Genomic DNA, 21,321 nt, shown 5'->3' with positions numbered 1-21,321 from the left:
CAATAAAACTGGTTTCAGTGAATAATGACGTCACTTGCTTAACAAAACAGCACTCCGGCCCCGCCGGATATAACGTCAACTGGAGGAGACATGGAACAACGCAATATTCCCTTGCGCGGCGTGGCCGCAGCTGTCGCACTGGCCGTCATGCACATGGGCGCGCAAGCCCAGGAAGCGGCGCCCGCCCCGGCCGATGGCCTGAACCTGGAACGGGTGATCGTCACCGGCACCAGCGGCGGCGCCTCGAAAATGAAATCCAGCGTCTCGGTCAGCACCATGGAAGAAGACGCCATCAAGCTGGCCGTGCCCACCAGCGCGGCCGACGTGCTGCGCTCGGTGCCGGGCGTGCGCTCTGAATCATCGGGCGGCGAGGGCAACGCCAACATCACCGTGCGCGGCGTGCCGATTTCGGCCGGCGGCGCGCGCTACGTGCAAATCCAGGAAGACGGCCTGGCCGTGCTGCAGTTCGGCGACTTCAACTTCATCACGCCGGACAGCTACGTCAAGATCGACGGCACCCTGGACCACCTGGAAGTGGTGCGCGGCGGCTCGGCCTCCACCCTGGCCACCAACTCGCCGGGCGGCATCATCAACTTCATCAGCAAGACCGGCGAGGACAAGGGCGGCCACGTGGGCATCAGCCGCGGCCTGGGCTACGACGAAACCCGCTACGACTTCGACTATGGCGCCCCGATCTCGGACAAGACCCGCTTCTTCATCGGCGGCAGCTACCGCAGCGGCGAAGGCGTGCGCCACACCGGCATGAACACGGAGCAGGGCGGCCAGATCCGCGGCAACCTGACCCACCAGCTGGACAACGGCTATATCCGCATCTCCTTCAAGCACCTGGACGACAAGGCGCCCACCTCGCTGCCGGTGCCGGTGCGGGTGGTGAACCAGCAGGTGCAGGAAATCCCCGGCCTGGACCCGCGCACGGTGTCGTTCTATTCGCCCTACTGGGTGCGCGACGCGGTGCTGGACAAGAACAACAACAAGGTCTCGACCAACGTCAACGACGGCCTGCACGTCAAGAGCGACACCCTGGGCCTGGAAGGCTCGCTGGACCTGGGCAATGGCTGGACCCTCACCGACAAGTTCCGCACCGCCAGCAACAGCGGCCGTTTTACCGGCATCTTCCCGTCGAATAACGGCGTGACCGGCGCCTATACCTTTGCCACCGGCCCCAACGCCGGCAAGGCCTACACTGGCCTGGCCTTCAACGCGGTGGTGTTCAACACCTCGATCGACGACGCCGGCAACACCCTGAACGACACCAAGCTGTCCAGGACCTTTGCGCTGGACGGCGGCGCCAAGCTGACCACCACGGCCGGCCTGTATTTGTCCAACCAGAAGCTGGGCCTGACCTGGAACTTCAACGAATACCTGCTGCAGGCGACCGGCGACAAGCCGGCCCTGCTCAAGACCGCCAGCAGCACGCCCGGCTACATCGGCCCGGCCTTCGGCGCCTGCTGCTCGCGCGCGGTGGACATGGAGTACAAGCTCACGTCGCCCTACCTGAACCTGGCCTACGAACAGGGACCGCTGAACCTGGACGCCGGCGTGCGCAACGACCGCCAGCGCGCCAACGGCACCGCCAACATCGCCACCGGCGGGACCAGCTACAACGCGGCCACCCAGCAATTCGTGGACTACCAGATCAACCACACCTCGTATTCGGTGGGCGGCAACTACCGCATCACGCGCGACCTGGCGGCCTTTGCCCGCGTCAGCGACGGCGTGTCCTTCAACGCCGACCGCATCCTGTTCGGCACCCCGCTGGATGGCAGCGCGCCGATCGCCATCAACACCGTCAAGCAGATCGAAGGCGGGGTGAAATGGCGCCGTGGCGGCGTGAGCACCTTCGTCACCCTGTTCCAGGCCAAGACCGATGAATCCAATTACGAAGCCACCACCCAGCGCAGCACCGCCAACCGCTACGACGCCAAGGGCGTGGAGCTGGAAGCGGCCTACAGCCTGGGCGACTTCCGCGTCAACGGCGGCCTGACCTGGACCGATGCCAAGATCGTGGGCACCGCCCCGGGCCAGGAAGCCGTGATCGGCAACACGCCGCGCCGCCAGGCCCGCGTGGTGTACCAGGTCGCGCCCACCTACACCTGGGGCAACGCCACCATAGGCGGCAGCGTGATCGGCACCGGCAAGTCCTGGGCCGACGATGCCCACACCATCGTCATGCCGGCCTACCAGGTGGTGAATTTGTTCGTGAACTACCGCCTGACTGAAAAGGCCAGCGTGTCGCTGAGCGCCAACAACCTGTTCGACAAGCTGGGCTACACCGAGGTGGAAGGCGACGGCCACGCCGCGCGCGCCATCGCCGGCCGCTCGGCCAAGCTGAGCCTCAGCTACGCCTTCTGATCCACCATGGCGCGTGCCCGGGCACGCGCCTTTTTTTATCCGCACCATGACTAACGTGTCCGATTCCGCAATGTATGACGCCGGCGCCGCGCGCCTGCTGGCCGTGCTGCCTGAAGCGCAGCGTGCGCAGGCGCAGGCGCGCCTGGCGGCGGCCGGCCCGGTGCTGCACCGCCTGCTGGCCGGTTTGTATGGCGGCCGCGCCGACTTCGCGGCCTGGTTCGGCGGCCTGATGGAGTCGCTGGGCCGGCTGCACGCGGCCCGCCCGGCGCCGCTGCTGCAGCTGGACGCCAGCCGCGCGGCCCGGCCCGGCTGGTTTCTGGACCAGCGCATGCTGGGCTATTGCGCCTATGTGCAGAACTTCGGCGGCGACCTGCAAGGCGTGGCCGCCCGCATTCCCTACCTGCAGGAGCTGGGCGTCACCTATTTGCACCTGCTGCCCTTCCTGCGCGCGCGCGCAGGCGAGAACGATGGCGGCTTCGCCGTCTCCAGCTTCGACGAGGTGGAGCCTGCGTTCGGCAGCAATGCCGACCTGGAGGCGCTGACCGCGCAGCTGCGCGCGGCCGGCATCAGCCTGTGCTCCGATTTCATCCTCAACCACGTGGCCGACGACCACGCCTGGGCCGTGGCCGCGCGCAGCGGCGACGCCCAGGCGCGCGCCATGTTCCACGTGTTCCCGGACCGCGATCTGCCGGACCGCCATGAGCGCACCCTGGGCCAGGTGTTCCCCCAGGTGGCGCCGGGTAATTTCAGCCATGTGGCGGAACTGGACGGCTGGGTCTGGACCACCTTCTATCCCTACCAGTGGGACCTGAACTATGCCAACCCCGCCGTGTTCGCGGAGATGGCGGCGGCCCTGCTGCGCCTGGCCAATCGCGGCATCGAAGTGTTCCGGCTGGATTCCACCGCCTTCCTGTGGAAGCGCGAGGGGACCAACAGCATGAACCAGCCCGAGGCCCACCAGATCCTGCAAGCCCTGCGCGCCATCGTCGATATTGCCGCGCCGGCCGTGCTGCTCAAGGCCGAGGCCATCGTGCCCACGGCGGAACTGCCGGCCTACCTGGGCAGCGCCGCCGCGCGCGAATGCCACATCGCCTACCACAGCAGCCTGATGGCTGCCGGCTGGGCCGCGCTGGCCGAGCAGGACACCGCCATCCTGCGCCAGGTGATACAGCGCACGCCGGCCCTGCCGCCGGCCGCCAGCTGGCTGAGCTATGTGCGCTGCCACGACGACATCGGCTGGAACGTGCTGCGCGCCGAAGTGGCCGCCGTCACCGAAGGGGGCGAGGCCGCGGTGACGGCGCGCCTGGCGCGCATCTCTCAGTTCTATGCCGGCGCCGATGGCAGCTACGCGGTGGGCGCCGCTTTCCAGACCACCGATCCGCACGCGGCCCACGGCAGCAATGGCAGCGCGGCTTCCCTGGCCGGGCTGGAGGCCGCCGCCACGCCGCTGCAGCGCGAGCAGGCCCTGCGCCGCCTGCTGCTGCTGCACGGACTGGCGCTGAGCTTTGGCGCGCTGCCGGTGCTGTACATGGGCGACGAGCTGGCGATTGAAAACGACTACAGCTATTTGCGCCGTCCGCAGCACGCCATGGACAGCCGCTGGCTGCAGCGTCCCGTGTTCGACCAGCGGCGCTGCGATGCGCGCCATGACGATGGCGCCGATTGCGGCCGCATGTACCAGGGCTTGTCGGCCCTGGTCGCGGCGCGCCGCCGCCATGATGCGCTGGCCGCCCATGCGCAGCGCAGCCTGCTGCCGGACATGCCGGACGGGGTGCTGGCGCTGGCGCGCGGCGAGCATTTCCTTACCCTGTTCAATTTCAGCGGCCAGCCGCGCAGCGTGGCGCTGGCGGGACGCTGGACCGACATCCTCTCCCACACCCCGCTGGCGGGCAACCTCACCCTGCTACCATGGGCCATGCATTGGCTGGAAAGCGAGACTGGACATGACTGAGCTGCACTCTTCGATCGCCGTGTTCGGCGAAGCCCTGGTGGACGACTTCATCACCGAGCAGGTGGTGGGCGGCGCGCCCTTCAACGTGGCGCGCAACCTGGCCGCCTTTGGCGCAGCCGCGCTGATGATCACGCGCATAGGGCAGGACAAGAACGGCGGCCTGGTACGTGCCGAATTCACCCGCTTCGGCATGGGCACTGCCGCCCTGCAGGTGGATGAACGGGAAGCCACCGGCCGCGTGGTGGTGGAGCGCGCCCACGGCGCGCACCGCTTCATCATCCTGCCGGACCAGGCCTACGACTATATCGAGGCGGAAGCGGCGCTGGCCGCCCTGCGCGCGGCGCAGCCGCGCACCATCTACTTCGGCACCATGGCCCAGCGCCACGAGCAGTCGCGCGCCACCCTGCGCGCCCTGCTGGAGGCGGGACCGGCGCAGCGCTACCTGGACCTGAACGTGCGCGACGGCCAGGTGACGGAACGCTGCGTGCATGAATCGCTGCACCTGGCCGACATCGTCAAGGTCAATGAGGATGAACTCAAAGACCTGTTCCGCTGGTACACCCACACCCAGCCCGGCACGCGCTACCTCGACAGCCCGCAGTTGCAGGACGCCTGCTTCAAGCTGCTGCGCATCTTCGCGCTGCGCGGCCTGATCGTCACCCTGGGCGAGCGCGGCGCCATGTATTTCAGTGAACAGGGCGAGGTCACCGCCAACCACGAGTGCCACACGCCGGCGCGCCTGGTCGACACCGTGGGCGCGGGCGACGCCTTTTCCGCCGTGTTCCTGTACGGGCAGTCGCAGGGCTGGCCGCTGGATATCACGCTGGCGCGCGCCAACGCCTTTGCCGGCGCCATTTGCGGCGTATCGGGCGCGGTGCCGCCGGATACGGCCTTCTACCAGCCGTGGCTGGCGGCCTGGCTGGCCGGCGCGGTCCAGCCATGAGCGGCTCCGCCATGTCCGCCCACAAGCCGGCGCTGTCGTTCTGGCAGATCGTGAACATGAATGTCGGCTTCTTCGGCATCCAGTTCAGCTTTGGCCTGCAGCAGAGCAGCATGAGTCCGATCTACAAATACCTGGGTGCGGACGAGGCCAGCCTGCCCTACCTGTGGCTGGCCGGTCCCATGACCGGGCTGCTGGTGCAGCCGCTGATCGGCGCCATGAGCGACCGCACCGTGACGCGCTGGGGCAGGCGCACGCCATACTTCCTGGTGGGCGCCATCCTGTGCAGCCTGGGCCTGCTGGCCATGCCCTTCAGTCCCACGCTGTGGATGGCGGCCAGCCTGCTGTGGATACTGGACGCCGCCAACAACGTCACCATGGAACCCTACCGCGCCTTCGTCAGCGACAAGCTGGCGCCGCGCCAGCACTCGCTGGGCTTCCTGACCCAAAGCGCCTTCACCGGCCTGGGGCAGACCCTGGCCTATTTGACTCCCTCGCTGCTGGTGTGGCTGGGCATGAACAAGGACGCCGTCAACAGCCACCACATCCCGCACATCGTGATCGCCGCCTTCTTGATCGGCGCCGTGTTCTCGATCGCCTCGGTGCTGTGGACCCTGAAGACCACGCCCGAACATCCGCTGGGCGAGCAGGAGCTGGCCGTGCTGCGCGCCCGCCCGGCCGGCTGGCGCCACGCGCTGGCCGATATCGTGGACGCGCTGCGCGAGATGCCGCCCACCATGAAGCAGCTGGCGCTGGTCAAGCTATGCCAGTGGTACGCCATGTTCTGCTACTGGCAGTACATCATGCTGTCGCTGTCGACCACCATCTTCCACACCACCGACCCGGATGCGCAGGGCTTCCGCGACGCCGGCCTGCTGGCCGGGCAGGCTGGCGCCTTCTACAACCTGGTGGCCTTCGTGGGGGCGCTGGCGCTGGTGCCGTTCACGCGCCGCCATGGCCCCAAGGTCACGCACAGCGTGTGCCTGGCGCTGGCCGGCGTGGGCATGCTGTGCATCCCGCTGATACAGTCGCCGCTGCTGCTGGCGCTGCCCATGATAGGCATAGGCCTGGCCTGGGCCAGCATCATGGGCAATCCGTATGTGATGCTGGCCGGCTGCATACCGGCGCGGCGCACCGGGGTCTACATGGGGATCTTCAATATGTTCATCGTGATCCCGATGATCATACAAATCTTCACGCTGCCGCTGTACTACCGGGCGTGGCTGGGCGGGAATCCGGAAAACGTGATACGGCTGGCGGGGGTGCTGATGCTGTGCGGCGCGCTGGCCGTGCTGAAGGTGAGGCTGGAAAAACCGCCAGCCTGAGCGCGACCAAGATCGCGCCCGGTGCGGGCGGCCTGGGGATTACTCGTCGGCGGGCGACATCTGGCTTTGCAGGTAGTTCTGGATGCCGACCTTGCCGATCAGGTCCAGCTGGGTTTCCAGCCAGTCGATGTGCTCTTCGGTGTCTTCCAGGATTTCCAGCAGCAGGTCGCGCGACACATAGTCGCGCGCTTTTTCAGCGGTGGCGATGCCGTCGGTGACGGTGACATGGGCGGCGCGCTCCAGCTTCAGGTCGCAGTTCAGCATTTCCTCGGTGTTCTCGCCTATCATGACCTTGTGCAGGGCTTGCAGGTTGGGCAGGCCGTCCAGCATCAGGATGCGGTCGATCAGCTTGTCGGCGTGTTTCATCTCGCCGATGGATTCCTCGTATTCCTTCTTGGCGATCTTGTCCAGGCCCCAGTGGCGGTACATGCGCGAGTGGAGGAAGTACTGGTTGATGGCTGTCAGCTCATTGGTCAGTTGCGCGTTGAGCAGCTTGATGACGTCTTTGTCGCCTTTCATGGGGTGACTTTCTTGATATGGTTGGCAATGTCCCGCATTTTGCCACCAATCACCCTGTGGCGCGTAGCTTTAAGTGAGCGGGTGTATCAATTTGCCCGGCCTGAAAGTATTAGCGATAACGACAAGTATTTGCATTCGCAACGCGGACAAAAAAAGGGCGTTCCGCAGAACGCCCTCGGTCGCCAGGGAGGTGGCCAGGAACCAGTCTACAACGGGTCAGCCCAGCTGGAAGTTGATCGGCACCAGGACGTACACCGGCACCGCCTTGCCATCTTCGATATAGGGCTTGTACAGCGCGTGCATGGCGGCCTGGCGGCCAGCTTCGTCCAGGCGGCTGGAGCCGGACGATTTCTGCACGGTGGCTTGTTCGGGCACGCCTTTTTCGCCGATCAGCACACGCAGCATGACAGTGCCGGTCTCGCCCATGCGCTTGGCCATGGCCGGGTAGACCGGCTGCGGGGCGCGGATGTATTCGACGCCGCTGATGGTCCTGGGCGATGCCGGCGCCGGGGCAGGCGGGGCCGGCGGCGCCACGGCGGGCGCGGCCGCCACGGCCGTGGCCTCCTGGTTGCGCGGCTGCTGTTGCTGCTGCACGGTGATGGTGGGCTCGGTCTGCTGGATGTTCAGCAGCGGCATGGGCGGGACGATGGTGGGCATGGACTGTACCACCGGTACGGTCTTGGGCTGCGGCGGTTCCGGCGTGGCCGGCTCGGGCGCGGCCACGAAGCTGACGTTGACCACACGCGGCGCCACGGCGTGCACCACCTTGCTCATCATGCCGCTGTAGCAGGCATAGAACAGCAGGCCGTGCAGGGCCAGGATGGCGACCAGCGAGGCTGGATTGCGGCGCGGCGCATAGGCGGCTGCCGCAGTGGCGGGGGCGGGCGCGTCGGCGCGGGCCGGCTTGCGGGGAGCGGTAAGGGGACTGGCCAGACGGTGGAGCGCCGTATCGGTCAGTCCTCGTGTCAGGCCGGTCATCATGGTCAATTGGCCAGCACGGGGCGTTTGAGCACGGTTTCCTGCGGGGCGGCGGTGGCCTGCAGGTGTTCGTTCAGCACTTCCTTGGCGCAGCTGTGGCATTTGCCGCAGCAGGTGGCCACGCCCAGGTCGCGGCGCAGCTCGGCCATGGTGGTCAGGCCCAGGTCGACGGCTTGGCGGATTTCACGGTCGGAGATGTTGTTGCACAGACAAACGATCATGGTGGATACCTTCTGACTAAACTTGGCAACTACTTAATGCGAATCATTATCATTATTGACCGTATTCTGCCCTATGTTTGAGCGGTGTGCAAGCGCAAATAGAAGTCATTCGCATTACCGTTTATAATGCTAGTATCTTATTTCCAGGCGGAACAAGGTTTTGTGGCTGCCGGGAGACACAGCGGCCGCCACGCGGCCTTATATATGGAAGCCGGCCCCATGACGCATGCAGTTCCACCCATCCAACTCGACGCGCTGCCCGTGGGCGGCGTGGCCACCGTGCTTGACGTGGCGCCCGGCGATCCGGCCGACGATGGCGCCGACCTGGCGCGCCGCCTGATGGAACTGGGCTTCGTGCCGGGTGAACGCATCCGCATGCTCAAGCGCGGCATGCCGGGCGGCGAGCCGCTGGCCATCAAGGTCGGCAATTCCACCTTCGCGCTGCGCCGCTTCGAGGCCGCGCTCATCTCGATACAACCGGAATAAGCCATGGGTGCAGTGGAACAGAAGGTGGCGCATAACGAGGCCGCGGTGGCGGCGGCGCCTTTGATGGCGGCGCCCATGGTGGCCCTGCTGGGCAATCCCAATTGCGGCAAGACGGCGCTGTTCAACCGCCTGACCGGCGCGCGCCAGAAGGTGGCCAACTACGCCGGCGTGACCATAGAGCGCAAGGAAGGGCAGTTCACATCCCCGGCTGGCCATGGCTTCAAGGTGCTGGACCTGCCGGGGGCCTACAGCCTGTCGGCCCATACCCCGGACGAAGCCATCACGCGCGACGTGGTGGCCGGCCTGCGCGCCGGCGAAGCGTCGCCGGACGTGGTGGTGTGCGTGGTGGACGCCACCAAGCTGCGCCTGAATTTGCGCCTGGTCCTGGAAATCAAGCGCCTGGGCCTGCCCATGGTGCTGGCCCTGAACATGGTGGACGTGGCGAAAAAGCGCGGCATCACCATCGACGCCGATCGCCTGGCCCGCGAGCTGGGCATGACGGTGGTGGAAACCGTGGCGGTGCAGGCGGGCGGCGAAAAATCGCTGCTGCGCGCGCTGGACGGCATGTGGCCGCTGCACCAGACCAGCCCGCAGCCGCTGGCCGCCATCGACGCGGTGCCGGTGCAGGACACCCAGCGCGAGGTGCGCCGCATCCTGGAGCTGGTCAGCAACGACCGCGGCGACAGCGACACCCTGTCGGAAAAGATAGACGACGTGGTGCTGCATCCGGTGATCGGCCCCGTGATCCTGGCGGTGCTGATGTTCCTCGTGTTCCAGGCCGTGTTCAGCTGGGCCAACGTGCCCATGGACATGATCAAGGATGGCGTCGGCCAGGTCGGCCAGCTGGTCAACGACCACATGGCGCAAGGCGTGCTGCGCAGCCTGCTGGTGGAAGGCATCCTGGGCGGGGTCGGCAATGTGCTGGTGTTCCTGCCACAGATTTTGATACTGTTCTTCTTCATCCTGTTCCTGGAGGATTGCGGCTACCTGCCGCGCGCCGCCTTCCTGCTGGACCGCCTGATGGGCGGGGTCGGCCTGTCGGGACGCGCCTTCATTCCGCTGCTGTCCAGCTTTGCCTGCGCCATTCCGGGCGTGATGGCGGCGCGCACCATCCAGAACCCGCGCGACCGGCTGGTGACCATCATGATCGCACCCCTGATGACCTGCTCGGCGCGGCTGCCCGTGTATGCGCTGATCATTGCCGCCTTCATCCCGCAGCGCGAGGTGTGGGGCCTGGTCAACTTGCAGGGGCTGGTGCTGTTCGTGCTGTACTTCGCCGGCATCGCCTCAGCCATGGCGGTGGCCTGGTTCCTGAAGCGCACCATGGGGTCCGACCGCAAGCACCCGCTGATGCTGGAGCTGCCCAGCTACCACTGGCCGCACATGCGCAACCTGGGCCTGGGCCTGTGGGAGCGCGCCCGCATCTTCCTGTCGCGCGTGGGAACCGTGATCCTGACCCTGATGGTGCTGCTGTGGTTCCTGTCCAGTTTCCCCGGCGCGCCGGAAGGCGCCACCCATCCGCCCATCTACTACAGCATGGCCGGCATGCTGGGCCGGGCGCTGGAAGTGGTGTTCGCGCCCATAGGCTTCAACTGGCAGATCTGCATCGCCCTGGTTCCCGGGCTGGCCGCGCGCGAAGTGGCGGTGGGTGCGCTGGGCACGGTGTATGCGCTGTCGCAGAGCGGCGAGGAGCTGGCCTCCTCGCTGGAACCCATCATTGCCGGTTCCTGGGGCATGGCCACCGCGCTGGCCTTGCTGGCCTGGTATGTGTTCGCGCCCCAGTGCCTGTCGACCCTGTCGGTGGTGCGGCGCGAGACCGGCGGCACGCGCTATGCGCTGATGATGGCCGGTTATATGTTTGCGTTGGCCTACGCGGCTTCTTTCATCACCTACCGCGTGGCCCTGCTGATCGGAGGCTAATATGTGGCAAGAGATTATCGTGGCGCTGATCGTGGCGGCGGCGCTGCTGCATTTCAGCACCAAGTATCTGCCGCTGGCGTGGCGCCGGCGCATCGTCTACACCCTGGGCAAGCGCGGGCTGGACGAGGTCCGGCTGGCGCGCCTGTTCAAGACCCAGGGCGGCGGTGGCTGCGGGGATGACGGCGGCTGCTCCAGCTGCGGCTCCTGCGACACCACCCCGGCCGCCGACCACGCGGCGCCCAAGCACCGCGTGATCAAGCTGCATGTGCAGCGCTGAGCCAACTGTTCCTCACCAGCCAGCCACCAGCTCGTCCTGACTCGGCGCACCCAGCATGGCAGCTGTGCTGATGTAGCGCAAAGCCAGCTTTTCTCCTTGTCTTACTTTATCCCTTTGACGATTGAATTTTCAATTATCGAGGATAAGATAGAACATGGAGATCAGCTACGATCCCCGTAAAGACAAACTGAACAAGCGCAAGCATGGCGTATCCTTGTCGATCGCCGAATTCGTGGATTGGGATACAGCCGTCGTCTGGCCAGATCAGCGATATCAATACGACGAGCTCAGGGAAAACGCGCTGGCTCTCAAAGGTGTGACCCTTTACTTCATAAGCTTTGTCGAAAGAGGAGCGGTGCTACGGGTTATCAGCGTGCGCAAGGCCACAATTGAAGAGGTGGAACGATATGTTAGAGCGACGAGCTAAGATAATTCCGCCCACAGCGGAAGAAGACGCGGTCATTACTTCCGCCGCCCTTTCCGACCCGGATGCCTTGCCGCTCACAGCGGAACAACTGGCGCAGTTCCGGCCTTGGCGCCTGCGCCTGTCACCTGATGGGACGCCACGCATGCCGGTCTCCATCGATCTGGATTGCGACCTGGTCGAGGTTTTCAAGCGCACCGGTGATGGTTGGGAGCGAGGCATCAACGCCGTGCTGCGCGAGTGGGCGATCCGGCGCGGCTATCTCCCGCCGAACTAAGAGGACGTTTCAAAATGACCATGGCGTCGTTGCAGCTGCTCGCCGTGCAGGCGCACTGTCTTCGAAGCTACGCCTAGCCACGCTCATTTTGAACCATCCTCTAAGGATAAACGGGATGCCAGGTCAGCCGCAATACGGATCGAAGGACTCCGCCTGTGCCATCGGCCAGTAGTGGCCGAACACGGGCGGCATGCGGGACAGCTGGTCGGGGTCCAGCAGCTGGCCCGGCTCCAGGTAGGGCAGTAAAGCCGAGGCAAGCTTGACCTGGTTGGGCGAGATGCGCCGCACCAGATGGCGCGGCCGCAGCTGCGAGGGGTGCGTCAGGCCGGCGGCCGCGATCAGCTGGGCCAGCGCTTCCATGGTGTTCTTGTGGAAGTTGGCCACGCGCTGGGTCTTGTCCGGCACCACCAGGGCGCGCTGGCGCAGCTTGTCCTGGGTCGCCACCCCGGTCGGGCAGTGGTCGGTGTGGCAGCTTTGCGACTGTATGCAGCCCAGCGCGAACATGAAGCCGCGCGCCGAGTTGCACCAGTCGGCGCCCAGCGCCAGGGTGCGGGCGATGTCGAAGGCGGTGACGATCTTGCCCGAGGCGCCAATCTTGATGCGGTCGCGCAGGTTGGCGCCCACCAGGGTGTTATGCACCAGCAGCAGGGCTTCCTGCAGCGGCGTGCCGACGTGGTCGGTGAATTCCACTGGCGCCGCGCCGGTGCCTCCCTCGCCGCCGTCGACCACGATGAAGTCGGGCGTGATCCCGGTGGCCAGCATGGCTTTCACGATGCCGAAGAATTCCCACGGATGGCCGATGGCCAGCTTGAAGCCGGTCGGCTTGCCGCCCGACAGGGTGCGCAGCCTGTCGATAAAGGCCAGCATCTCCAGCGGGGTGGAAAAAGCCGAGTGGCGCGACGGCGAGATGCAATCCTTGCCCAGCGGGACGCCACGGGTGGCGGCGATCTCGAAGGTGACCTTGGCGCCTGGCAGCACGCCGCCGTGGCCCGGCTTGGCGCCCTGCGACAGCTTGAGTTCTATCATCTTCACTTGCGGCGAGGCGGCGTTTGCCACGAAACGCTCCTCGGAGAAGCTGCCGTCGTCGTTGCGGCAACCGAAGTAGCCCGATCCGATTTCCCATACCAGGTCGCCGCCCTTCTCGCGGTGGTAGGGGCTGATGCTGCCTTCGCCGGTGTCGTGCATGAAGCCGCCCAGCTTGGCGCCACCGTTCAGGGCCAGGATGGCGTTGGCCGACAGCGCGCCAAAGCTCATGGCGGAAATATTGAACACGCTGGCCGAATAGGGCTGGGCGCGCGGGCAGTCGGGATGGTTGCCGATCTCGATGCGGAAATCGTGGTGCTGCTCGGGCGCCGGGGCGATCGAATGGTTGATCCACTCGTAGCCGGCGGCGTACACGTCGAGCTGGGTGCCGAACGGGCGCTTGTCGGTATCGAGCTTGGCGCGCTGGTAGACGATGCTGCGCTGGTTGCGCGAGAAGGGCGCGGCCACCGTGTCGTCCTCCAGGAAGTACTGGCGGATCTCGGGGCGGATGGCTTCGAACATGAAGCGGAAATGGGCCAGGATGGGGTAGTTGCGGCGCAGTGCGCGCCTGGTCTGCAGCAGGTCGCTGATGCCGACCACGACCAGCACGCCGGCCACGGCCGGGATCTCCCACGGCGCCTTGAGGGCCAGCGAGGCCAGCAAGACAACCACGGCGGACAGGAAAGCGAGGTAGCGCGGGTGCAGCATCGGGGGCGGACTCCATCAGGCGACGATGCTGGCAGTGTACTCTGTTTCCTCTCAGGAAGTTATGACCCTTCGCCCGAGGAAACATCTTGTTTCTTAATAAATGTGGAATTTTTCCCAAGGCGAGGTTATATTCTTGCCAACTAGAAAGTTCCAAACCTATGGGCTTCTATAACGACCTGAAAGGAAATCATCATGAAATCGTATGGCGCAGAATTTCTGGGCACATTCTGGCTGGTGTTGGGCGGCTGCGGCAGCGCCGTGCTGGCGGCCGGCTTCCCCGGTTTGGGGATCGGCTTCGCGGGCGTCGCGCTGGCCTTCGGCCTGACGGTGCTGACCATGGCTTACGCCATTGGCCACATCTCCGGCTGCCACTTGAATCCGGCGGTATCGATCGGCCTGTGGGCCGGCGGCCGTTTCCCGGCCAGCAAGCTGCTGCCCTATATCGTGGCGCAAGTGCTGGGCGGGATCGCCGCCGGCGGCGTACTGTACCTGATTGCCAGCGGCAAGGCCGGCTTCGACCTGGCCGGCGGCTTTGCCTCCAACGGCTATGGCGAGCACTCGCCGGGCGGCTACTCGCTGACGGCCGCCCTGGTGACGGAAGTGGTGCTGACCGCCGTGTTCCTGGTCGTGATCCTGGGCGCCACCGATAGCCGTGCGCCGCAGGGCTTTGCACCGCTGCCTATCGGCCTGTGCCTGACCCTGATCCACCTGATCAGCATCCCGGTCACCAACACCTCGGTCAACCCGGCCCGCAGCACCGCCGTGGCCGTGTACGTGGGCGGCTGGGCCACCAGCCAGCTGTGGCTGTTCTGGGTCGCCCCCATCATCGGCGCGCTGCTGGGCGCCGTGATCTACCGCGCCATCGGTTCCAGGGACTGAGCGCCGGGCCGCTCCGCGGGAATAATGCTAAGCTAGCGCAGTCACGGCGCACGGCCGTTCTTTTTCTCGCGGAGACCCATGATTACCGTTCACCACCTCAACAACTCGCGTTCGCAGCGCGTGCTCTGGCTGCTGGAAGAGCTGGGCCTGGACTACGAGATCGTGCGCTACCAGCGCGATCCCAAGACCATGCTGGCGCCGCCCGAGCTGCGCGCCATCCACCCGCTGGGCAAGTCGCCCGTGATCAGCGATGGCGATGTCGTGGTGGCGGAGTCCGGCGCCATCGTCGAATACCTGCTCGATACCTACGGCCATGGCCGCCTGATGCCGCCGCGCGGCACGCCGGAATACCGCCGCTACGTCTACTTCCTGCATTATGCGGAAGGCTCGGCCATGGCGCCGCTGCTGATGAAGCTGGTGTTCGACCGGGTGGAGAACAGCCCGGCGCCGTTCTTCGTCAAGCCCATTGCGCGCGGCATCGCGCAGAAGGTCAAGGCCGGCTACGTGCAACCGCAGATCGAGACTCATCTCAATTACCTGGAGGCCGAGCTGGCCAGGAACACCTGGTTTGCCGGCCCGGAATTCAGCGCGGCCGATATCCAGATGAGCTTCCCGCTGGAAGCGGCCGCCGCCCGCGCCGGCCTGCGCAACGGCAGACCGCACCTGGGCGCCTTCCTGGAACGCATCCATGCGCGGCCGGCGTTCCAGCGGGCACTGGAACGGGGCGGCCCTTACGAGCTGCTCAAGTAACGGTACAATGCGGGCTTCCCCAAGCCTGGAAGCTGCCTCAAAATGACCGTGGCGTCGTTGCAGCTCCTCGCCGTGCAGGCGCACTGTCTTCGTCGCCCCGCCTAGCCACGCCCATTTGAAACAGCTTCTTAAGAACATGGGAAGACTCCTCGCCATCGACGGCCTCAATATCGTGCGCCGCGTCTACGAAGCCAGCCCCGAGCCGGACAGTCCGGAAAAGGCCGAGACCGCGCTGCGCCACGCCCTGTCCTCATTCCGCAAGCTGGTCACCGAGCACGAACCCAGCCACGTGCTGGCCGCCTTCGACTACGGCGGCCGCACCTGGCGCCACGACCTGTACGAAGGCTACCGGGAAGGCCGCGCGCCCATGCCCGCCGTGCTGCGCGAGGCGCTGCCCGGCTTCTACGGCAAGCTGGCCGGCGTGGGGCTGCGCGTGGTGTCGCTGCCCGAAGTGGAGGCCGACGACGTGATCGGCACCGTGGTGCTGCGCTGGCTGGGCGAAGGCCGCGGCGAGGCCACCGTGGCCAGCACCGACAAGGACTTGCACGGCCTGATCGCCCACGGCGCCCTGGTGTGGGACCATTTCAAGGGCGAGTGGCACGACCACGCCTGGGTCGAGAAGAAATGGGGCGTGCCGCCGGAGCAGTTGCCGGACCTGCTGGCGCTGATGGGCGACGCCACCGACAGCATCCCCGGCGTGTCCAAGGTCGGCATGAAGACCGCCGCCCGACTGTTGCGCACATACGGCACTTTGGACGCCATCATGGCCGGCGCGGGCATACTTAAGGATACCCTTGGGGAAACACTACGAAAAGAACGTGAAATGCTGTATCTTTCTCGACAATTGGTACAACTCAAAACAGACGTAAGGGTCGGCGTGAGCTGGAATATGCTGGCCTGGGACAGGGTGGTGTAATGTTAAAAGCGGTGATTATCGATTCCAGCGCGGTGGCGCGCGGCCTGCTCAACACGGTTCTGCTGGACGGCGGCTACGATGTGGTGGGGCAGTCCAACACTTGCCTCAACAGCATGCCGCTGCTGGTCAAGCACCATCCGCACATCGTTTGCATCACGCGCGAGCAGATCGAGGCCGACGCCGCCTCGATCAGGGAAATCAAGGCCAACTGGCCCAAGACGCTGCTGTTCATGGTGTCCAGTGAATTCGACGCCGCCACCGTGCAGTCGGCCCACGCCATGGGCGTGAGTGGCTTCATCGTCAAGCCCTTCAAGGCCGACACCGTGCTCAACACCATCCGCAATACCGTGATTGCCATGGTCAAGCGGCAGAGGGCCGCCATGGCGGCCCAGGCCCAGCCGCCCGGGGAGTCAGGCGGCGAAGCTTGAGCTGTCGATGATGCCGCCGCCCAGGCAAACGTCGCCGTCGTACAGCACGGCCGACTGGCCGGGCGTCACCGCCCACTGGGCATCGAGGAATCTGAGCGCGAACCCGGACGCGCCGGCCGGGGCGATCTCGCACGCCACGTCGGCCTGGCGGTAGCGGGTCTTGGCCGCCAGCGCGCGCGGCGCGGGCGGCTCGCCGGCGATCCAGCTGGCCTGGTCGGCCTTGAGGGTGGACGACAGCAGCCACGGATGGTCATGGCCCTGCACGATGTACAGGGTGTTATTGGCGACATCCTTGCGCGCCACGTACCAGGCGTCGCTGCTGCCGTCGGCGTTCTTGTAGGCCTTCATGCCGCCCACGCCTATGCCCTTGCGCTGGCCCAGGGTGTAGAAGCTCAGTCCCACGTGCTCGCCCACCACCTTGCCATCGTCGGTTTTCATGGGGCCCGGCTTGAAGGACAGGTAGCGGTTCAGGAATTCGCGGAACGGGCGCTCGCCGATGAAGCAGATGCCGGTCGAATCCTTCTTGGCCGCGTTAGGCAGGCCCAGTTTCTCGGCGATCTTGCGCACTTCCGTCTTGGGAATCTCGCCCAGCGGGAACAGGGTGCGCGACAGCTGCGCCTGGTTCAAGCGGTGCAGGAAGTAGCTCTGGTCCTTGGTGTGGTCCACCGCCTTGAGCAGCTCGTGGCGGCCGCCGTTCTCGCGCACGCGGGCGTAGTGGCCGGTGGCGATCAGGTCCGCGCCCAAATGCATGGCGTGGTCCAGGAAGGCCTTGAACTTGATCTCGGCGTTGCACAGCACGTCCGGATTCGGGGTGCGGCCGGCCTGGTATTCGCGCAGGAAGTCGGCGAACACGCGGTCCTTGTATTCGGCGGCGAAGTTGACGGCTTCGATGTCGACCCCGATCACGTCGGCCACGCTGGCCGCGTCTATCCAGTCCTGGCGGGTCGAGCAGTATTCGGAATCGTCGTCGTCTTCCCAGTTCTTCATGAACAGGCCCACCACCTCGTAGCCCTGTTCCTTGAGCATCCACGCCGCGACCGAGGAGTCGACCCCGCCTGACATACCGATCACGACTTTTTTCTTGCTCATCTTGCTATCCTACAAATTAACCAACAGCGGTTGATACCGCTTCCTTGAACACGGAAGCGTGGGTGTGCAGCAGTTCCAGCGGTGCGCGCCGTCCTTCCAGGTATTCATCCACGCACCGCAGCACGATGTCGCTGCGGTGGCGCTCCTGGCAGGCCGCCATTTCGTCGCGCGTCATCCACAGGGTGCGGATGATGCCGTGGTCCAGCGGCCGGTCATGTTGCGCGCCTGGTACACCGCAGAAGGTGAAGCGCAAATACGTGACTTCCTCGCCGGTGCGGTTGGAGGTGTAGCGCGACATGTACATGCCGACCAGGGCGGTGGGCGTGAAGTCGTGCGCGGTTTCCTCCAGCGTTTCGCGTATCACGGCCTGCTCCAGCGACTCATACGGGTCTAGGTGGCCGGCAGGCTGGTTGATGCGGATGCCGTCACTGGTTTCTTCTTCCACCAGCAAAAACTTGCCATCCCGTTCGACAATCGCGGCGACGGTTACAGAGGGTTTCCAGATACGCGGCATAGGGTCTTCCTTGAAAGAGCCGACATTTTAGCCTGTTCTGTACTTTTGGTTCGGGAACCCGACAGAAACCGGCCGAAAACGGCGGTGTTGGCGTCGCATGGACGGCAATTGATGCAAATTAGTAATAAATGTAGTGATTATTTCGCTGTTTATCGAGAAATGTTTACTCCGTATCATGGACCGATCGCGCGCAGCCGAAGGCCCATCCATTGTTGTTTCTCAATGAATTCGCGGCCTGGATCAAGTTGCAGCTTATGCATTCCGTGTTAGATTTTACTCATTTATAAGTTTATCAACCATCTGGAGGCATCATGAGAATAGGCATACCGGCCGAGACAAGGCCGGGGGAGACGCGGGTTGCGGCCACACCCGAAACAGTGAAAAAGCTGGCCGCCAAGCACCAGGTCCTGGTGCAAGCGGGAGCCGGGGCGCACGCCTCGGTGACCGACGATGCCTACCAGGCGGCGGGAGCGCAGATCGTGGGCGCGGCCGAAGCTTTCGGCGCCGAGATCGTGCTCAAGGTCCGTGCGCCCGGAGCGGAGGAAAGGGCGCTGGTCAAGCCGGGCACGGTGCTGATCGGCATGCTCAACCCCTTCGATGCAGACAATAATGCAGCAATGGCCAGCGCCGGCTGGCAGGCTTTCGCTTTGGAAGCCGTCCCTCGCATCACCCGTGCCCAATCGATGGACGTGCTGTCCTCGCAGGCCAACATTGCCGGCTACAAGGCCGTGATGGTGGCGGCCAATACCTACCAGCGCTTCATGCCCATGCTGATGACGGCGGCCGGCACCGTGAAGGCGGCCCGGGTCCTGATCATGGGCGTGGGCGTGGCCGGCCTGCAGGCGATTGCCACCGCCAAGCGCCTGGGTGCCGTGATCGAGGCGTCCGACGTGCGTCCGCCCGTCAAGGAGCAGGTCGAGTCGCTGGGCGCCAAGTTCATCGACGTGCCCTTCCTGACCGACGAGGAAAAGGAAATCGCCAAGGGCGTGGGCGGCTATGCCCGCCCCATGCCACCGGACTGGATGAAGCGCCAGGCCGAGCTGGTGCACGAGCGCGCCAAGCTGGCCGACATCATCATCACCACCGCCCTGATCCCGGGCCGGCCGGCGCCGGTGCTCATTTCCGAGGACACCGTCAAGGCCATGAAGCCCGGTTCCGTGATCGTCGACCTGGCCGTCTCGCAGGGCGGCAACTGCCCGCTGTCCGAGCTGAACAAGACCGTGGTCAAGCACGGCGTGCACATCGTGGGCGAGCCGGACCTGGCCACCCACGTGGCGGCCGACGCCTCGCAACTGTATGCCCGCAACGTGCTGGACTTCCTCAAGCTGATCATCAACAAGGAAGACCAGCTGGCCATCGACCGCGAGGACGAAATCATCAAGGCGACGCTGCTGTGCGCCGGCGGCGAACTGTTGCGCAAATAAGAATGGAGACACATCATGGAAGTCAGCCACACCATCATTAATCTGATCATCTTCGTGCTGGCCATCTACGTGGGCTACCACGTGGTCTGGACCGTGACCCCGGCCCTGCACACGCCGCTGATGGCGGTCACCAACGCCGTCTCGGCCATCATCATCGTCGGCGCCATGCTGGCCGCCGCCCTGACCGACGGCCTGGTGGGCCAGATTGCCGGCACCATCGCGGTCGCGCTGGCGGCCGTCAATGTCTTTGGCGGGTTCCTGGTCACCCAGCGCATGCTGGAGATGTTCAAGAAAAAGGAACCCAAAACCAAGCAGGGGGACCACTGACATGGACATGTCCTTCATCAGCATGAACCTGGTGACCCTGCTTTACCTGGTCGCCTCGGTGTGCTTCATCCAGGCCCTGAAAGGCCTGTCCTCGCCGGCCACGGCGCGCAAGGGCAACGCCTTTGGCATGACCGGCATGGCGATCGCGTTCTTCACCACCATCGCCCTGATCCTCAAGCTCAAGGCCATGGCCACCACCAGCGGCGGCGGCTTTGCGCTGGTGGCGCTGGGCGTGGTGGTGGGCGGCGGCATCGGCGCTACCCTGGCGAAAAAGGTCGAGATGACCAAGATGCCGGAACTGGTGGCGGCCATGCACTCGCTGATCGGCCTGGCAGCCGTGTGCATCGCGGTGGCCGCCGTGTCGGAGCCGCACGCCTTCAACATCGCCGCCGTGGGCGAGGCGCTGCCGCTGGGGAACCGCTTCGAGCTGTTCATCGGCACCTTTGTCGGCGCCATCACCTTCTCCGGTTCCGTGATCGCGTTCGGCAAGCTGTCCGGCAAATACAAGTTCCGTTTGTTCCAGGGCGCGCCGGTCAATTTCAGCGGCCAGCACATGTTGAACCTGATCCTGGCCGTGGTGATGGTGGGCCTGGGCCTGGCGTTCTGCTTTTCCGGCGGCGTGGAGCCGGCCTGGACTCCGTTCCTGGTCATGACCGCGATTGCCTTCGTGCTCGGCGTGCTGATCATCATCCCCATCGGCGGCGCCGACATGCCGGTGGTGGTGTCCATGCTGAACTCGTACTCGGGCTGGGCGGCGGCCGGCATCGGCTTCTCGCTGAACAACGCCATGCTGATCATTGCCGGTTCGCTGGTGGGGTCCAGCGGCGCGATCCTGTCCTACATCATGTGCAAGGCCATGAACCGCTCCTTCTTCAACGTGATCCTGGGCGGCTTCGGCGGCGACGCGGCCGAGGCCGGCGCCGGCGGCGCCAAGGAGCAGCGCCCGGTCAAGTCCGGCTCGGCGGACGACGCCTCCTTCATCATGGCCAACGCGGAAAGCGTGATCATCGTGCCCGGCTACGGCCTGGCGGTGGCGCGCGCCCAGCACTCGCTCAAGGAGCTGGTGGAAAAGCTGACCCACAAGGGCGTGACCGTGAAATATGCGATCCACCCGGTGGCGGGCCGCATGCCGGGCCACATGAACGTGCTGCTGGCCGAGGCCGAGGTGCCCTACGACCAGGTGTTCGAGATGGAGGACATCAACGGCGAGTTCGGCCAGACCGACGTGGTGCTGGTGCTGGGCGCGAACGACGTGGTGAACCCGGCCGCCAAGGACCCCAAGTCGCCAATTGCCGGCATGCCCATCCTGGAGGCCTACAAGGCCAAGAGCATCATCGTCAACAAGCGCTCCATGGCGTCCGGCTATGCGGGGCTGGACAATGACCTGTTCTACCAGGCCAACACCATGATGGTGTTTGGAGATGCCAAGAAGGTCATCGAGGACATGGTGAAGGCGGTCGAGTAGGCCGTGTGGCTGTCAGGCTCCGTATGGGCTGCCGCGTGCGCGGCGGCGACGCAGGCACCGCATCGACACGTGCTACCTGCACGTCATTGCCGCGCACGCGGCAATCC

22 protein-coding genes are annotated in these 21,321 nt (G+C 65.3%); 16 read left to right on the top strand and 6 right to left on the bottom strand.

The genetic code is table 11. The features are described from left to right. The first annotated feature begins 90 nt into the window (after positions 1 to 90). Genes ACLB1G_RS24060 through ACLB1G_RS24045 form a run of 4 tightly spaced genes read left to right on the top strand, consistent with a single transcriptional unit; the run spans position 91 to position 6,589 of the window. On the top strand, positions 91 to 2,373 hold the full coding sequence (locus tag ACLB1G_RS24060; protein ID WP_491629784.1) for a TonB-dependent receptor: 2,283 nt from the start codon (positions 91 to 93) through the stop codon (positions 2,371 to 2,373). 46 nt (positions 2,374 to 2,419) lie between these two features. Then, on the top strand, positions 2,420 to 4,324 hold the full coding sequence (locus tag ACLB1G_RS24055; protein WP_491629783.1) for an alpha-amylase family glycosyl hydrolase: 1,905 nt from the start codon (positions 2,420 to 2,422) through the stop codon (positions 4,322 to 4,324). Further along, a complete protein-coding gene (locus ACLB1G_RS24050; RefSeq protein WP_491629782.1) occupies positions 4,317 to 5,267 on the top strand; it encodes a PfkB family carbohydrate kinase in 951 nt (316 codons plus the stop codon). The genes ACLB1G_RS24055 and ACLB1G_RS24050 overlap by 8 nt, the downstream gene beginning before the upstream one ends. Positions 5,268 to 5,278: 11 nt before the next feature. After that, positions 5,279 to 6,589 (top strand): MFS transporter, encoded by a 1,311-nt coding sequence (locus ACLB1G_RS24045; protein WP_491629781.1) that lies wholly within the window; start codon positions 5,279 to 5,281, stop codon positions 6,587 to 6,589. A gap of 39 nt (positions 6,590 to 6,628) precedes the next feature. Here ACLB1G_RS24045 and bfr read toward each other — a convergent pair whose 3' ends face one another. From bfr to ACLB1G_RS24030, 3 genes are all read right to left on the bottom strand, one after another. Next, positions 6,629 to 7,108 carry a bacterioferritin gene (gene bfr / locus ACLB1G_RS24040; protein WP_491629780.1) on the bottom strand — a complete coding sequence of 160 codons (480 nt, stop codon included), beginning with the start codon at positions 7,106 to 7,108 and terminating at the stop codon, positions 6,629 to 6,631. Between the two features lie 216 nt (positions 7,109 to 7,324). Next, on the bottom strand, positions 7,325 to 8,089 hold the full coding sequence (locus ACLB1G_RS24035) for an energy transducer TonB (RefSeq protein ID WP_491629779.1): 765 nt from the start codon (positions 8,087 to 8,089) through the stop codon (positions 7,325 to 7,327). A gap of 2 nt (positions 8,090 to 8,091) precedes the next feature. Next, positions 8,092 to 8,307, bottom strand: coding sequence for a (2Fe-2S)-binding protein (locus ACLB1G_RS24030; protein ID WP_491629778.1), 216 nt, complete (start codon positions 8,305 to 8,307; stop codon positions 8,092 to 8,094). Positions 8,308 to 8,526: 219 nt separating this feature from the next. On the opposite strand from ACLB1G_RS24030, the gene ACLB1G_RS24025 reads away from it, so the two are divergent. From ACLB1G_RS24025 to ACLB1G_RS24005, 5 genes are all read left to right on the top strand, one after another. After that, entirely contained in the window at positions 8,527 to 8,793 is a 267-nt protein-coding gene (locus ACLB1G_RS24025; protein ID WP_491629777.1) for a FeoA family protein, read from the top strand. 3 nt (positions 8,794 to 8,796) lie between these two features. Then, entirely contained in the window at positions 8,797 to 10,713 is a 1,917-nt protein-coding gene (feoB, locus tag ACLB1G_RS24020) for a ferrous iron transporter B (protein WP_491629776.1), read from the top strand. 1 nt (position 10,714) lies between these two features. After that, positions 10,715 to 10,990: a DUF6587 family protein gene (locus ACLB1G_RS24015; RefSeq protein WP_491629775.1), complete on the top strand. Its 276-nt coding sequence runs from the start codon at positions 10,715 to 10,717 to the stop codon at positions 10,988 to 10,990. A gap of 154 nt (positions 10,991 to 11,144) precedes the next feature. Next, positions 11,145 to 11,417 carry a BrnT family toxin gene (locus tag ACLB1G_RS24010; RefSeq protein WP_491629774.1) on the top strand — a complete coding sequence of 91 codons (273 nt, stop codon included), beginning with the start codon at positions 11,145 to 11,147 and terminating at the stop codon, positions 11,415 to 11,417. Then, entirely contained in the window at positions 11,398 to 11,691 is a 294-nt protein-coding gene (locus ACLB1G_RS24005) for a BrnA antitoxin family protein (RefSeq protein ID WP_491629773.1), read from the top strand. The genes ACLB1G_RS24010 and ACLB1G_RS24005 overlap by 20 nt, the downstream gene beginning before the upstream one ends. Before the next feature lie 123 nt (positions 11,692 to 11,814). Here the strand turns inward: ACLB1G_RS24005 and ACLB1G_RS24000 are convergent, their stop codons facing one another. Continuing rightward, positions 11,815 to 13,422, bottom strand: a complete 1,608-nt coding sequence (locus ACLB1G_RS24000) for an FMN-binding glutamate synthase family protein (RefSeq protein ID WP_491629772.1) — start codon at positions 13,420 to 13,422, stop codon at positions 11,815 to 11,817. 192 nt (positions 13,423 to 13,614) lie between these two features. On the opposite strand from ACLB1G_RS24000, the gene aqpZ reads away from it, so the two are divergent. The 4 genes from aqpZ (at position 13,615) to ACLB1G_RS23980 (ending at position 16,395) form a co-directional block, all read left to right on the top strand. Further along, complete coding sequence (gene aqpZ / locus ACLB1G_RS23995; protein WP_491629771.1) at positions 13,615 to 14,301, top strand: aquaporin Z; 687 nt, start codon at positions 13,615 to 13,617, stop codon at positions 14,299 to 14,301. A gap of 78 nt (positions 14,302 to 14,379) precedes the next feature. Then, positions 14,380 to 15,051, top strand: a complete 672-nt coding sequence (locus ACLB1G_RS23990) for a glutathione S-transferase family protein (protein WP_491629770.1) — start codon at positions 14,380 to 14,382, stop codon at positions 15,049 to 15,051. A gap of 136 nt (positions 15,052 to 15,187) precedes the next feature. Further along, a complete protein-coding gene (locus ACLB1G_RS23985) occupies positions 15,188 to 15,967 on the top strand; it encodes a 5'-3' exonuclease (RefSeq protein WP_491629769.1) in 780 nt (259 codons plus the stop codon). Beyond that, positions 15,967 to 16,395 (top strand): ANTAR domain-containing protein, encoded by a 429-nt coding sequence (locus ACLB1G_RS23980; protein WP_491629768.1) that lies wholly within the window; start codon positions 15,967 to 15,969, stop codon positions 16,393 to 16,395. The genes ACLB1G_RS23985 and ACLB1G_RS23980 overlap by 1 nt, the downstream gene beginning before the upstream one ends. On the opposite strand, the gene mnmA is transcribed toward ACLB1G_RS23980, so the two are convergent. After that, entirely contained in the window at positions 16,378 to 17,484 is a 1,107-nt protein-coding gene (gene mnmA / locus ACLB1G_RS23975) for a tRNA 2-thiouridine(34) synthase MnmA (RefSeq protein WP_491629767.1), read from the bottom strand. The genes ACLB1G_RS23980 and mnmA overlap by 18 nt on opposite strands. A 16-nt stretch (positions 17,485 to 17,500) precedes the next feature. Beyond that, positions 17,501 to 17,998: an NUDIX hydrolase gene (locus ACLB1G_RS23970; protein WP_491629766.1), complete on the bottom strand. Its 498-nt coding sequence runs from the start codon at positions 17,996 to 17,998 to the stop codon at positions 17,501 to 17,503. 311 nt (positions 17,999 to 18,309) lie between these two features. Here ACLB1G_RS23970 and ACLB1G_RS23965 point away from each other — a divergent pair, with 311 nt between their 5' ends. Genes ACLB1G_RS23965 through ACLB1G_RS23955 form a run of 3 tightly spaced genes read left to right on the top strand, consistent with a single transcriptional unit; the run spans position 18,310 to position 21,214 of the window. Next, positions 18,310 to 19,422, top strand: coding sequence for a Re/Si-specific NAD(P)(+) transhydrogenase subunit alpha (locus ACLB1G_RS23965; RefSeq protein ID WP_491629765.1), 1,113 nt, complete (start codon positions 18,310 to 18,312; stop codon positions 19,420 to 19,422). A gap of 15 nt (positions 19,423 to 19,437) precedes the next feature. Continuing rightward, the gene (locus ACLB1G_RS23960; protein ID WP_491629764.1) at positions 19,438 to 19,749 is read left to right on the top strand and encodes an NAD(P) transhydrogenase subunit alpha part 2; all 312 of its coding nucleotides are present in this window, start codon (positions 19,438 to 19,440) and stop codon (positions 19,747 to 19,749) included. 7 nt (positions 19,750 to 19,756) lie between these two features. Next, complete coding sequence (locus tag ACLB1G_RS23955) at positions 19,757 to 21,214, top strand: NAD(P)(+) transhydrogenase (Re/Si-specific) subunit beta (protein WP_491629850.1); 1,458 nt, start codon at positions 19,757 to 19,759, stop codon at positions 21,212 to 21,214. The last annotated feature ends 107 nt before the right edge of the window (positions 21,215 to 21,321 follow it).

It is taken from the genome of Duganella kummerowiae (genome assembly GCF_053572355.1).
The sequence above is the reverse complement of the archived record's forward strand: the minus strand, read 5'-3'. Positions and strand labels throughout refer to the sequence as shown.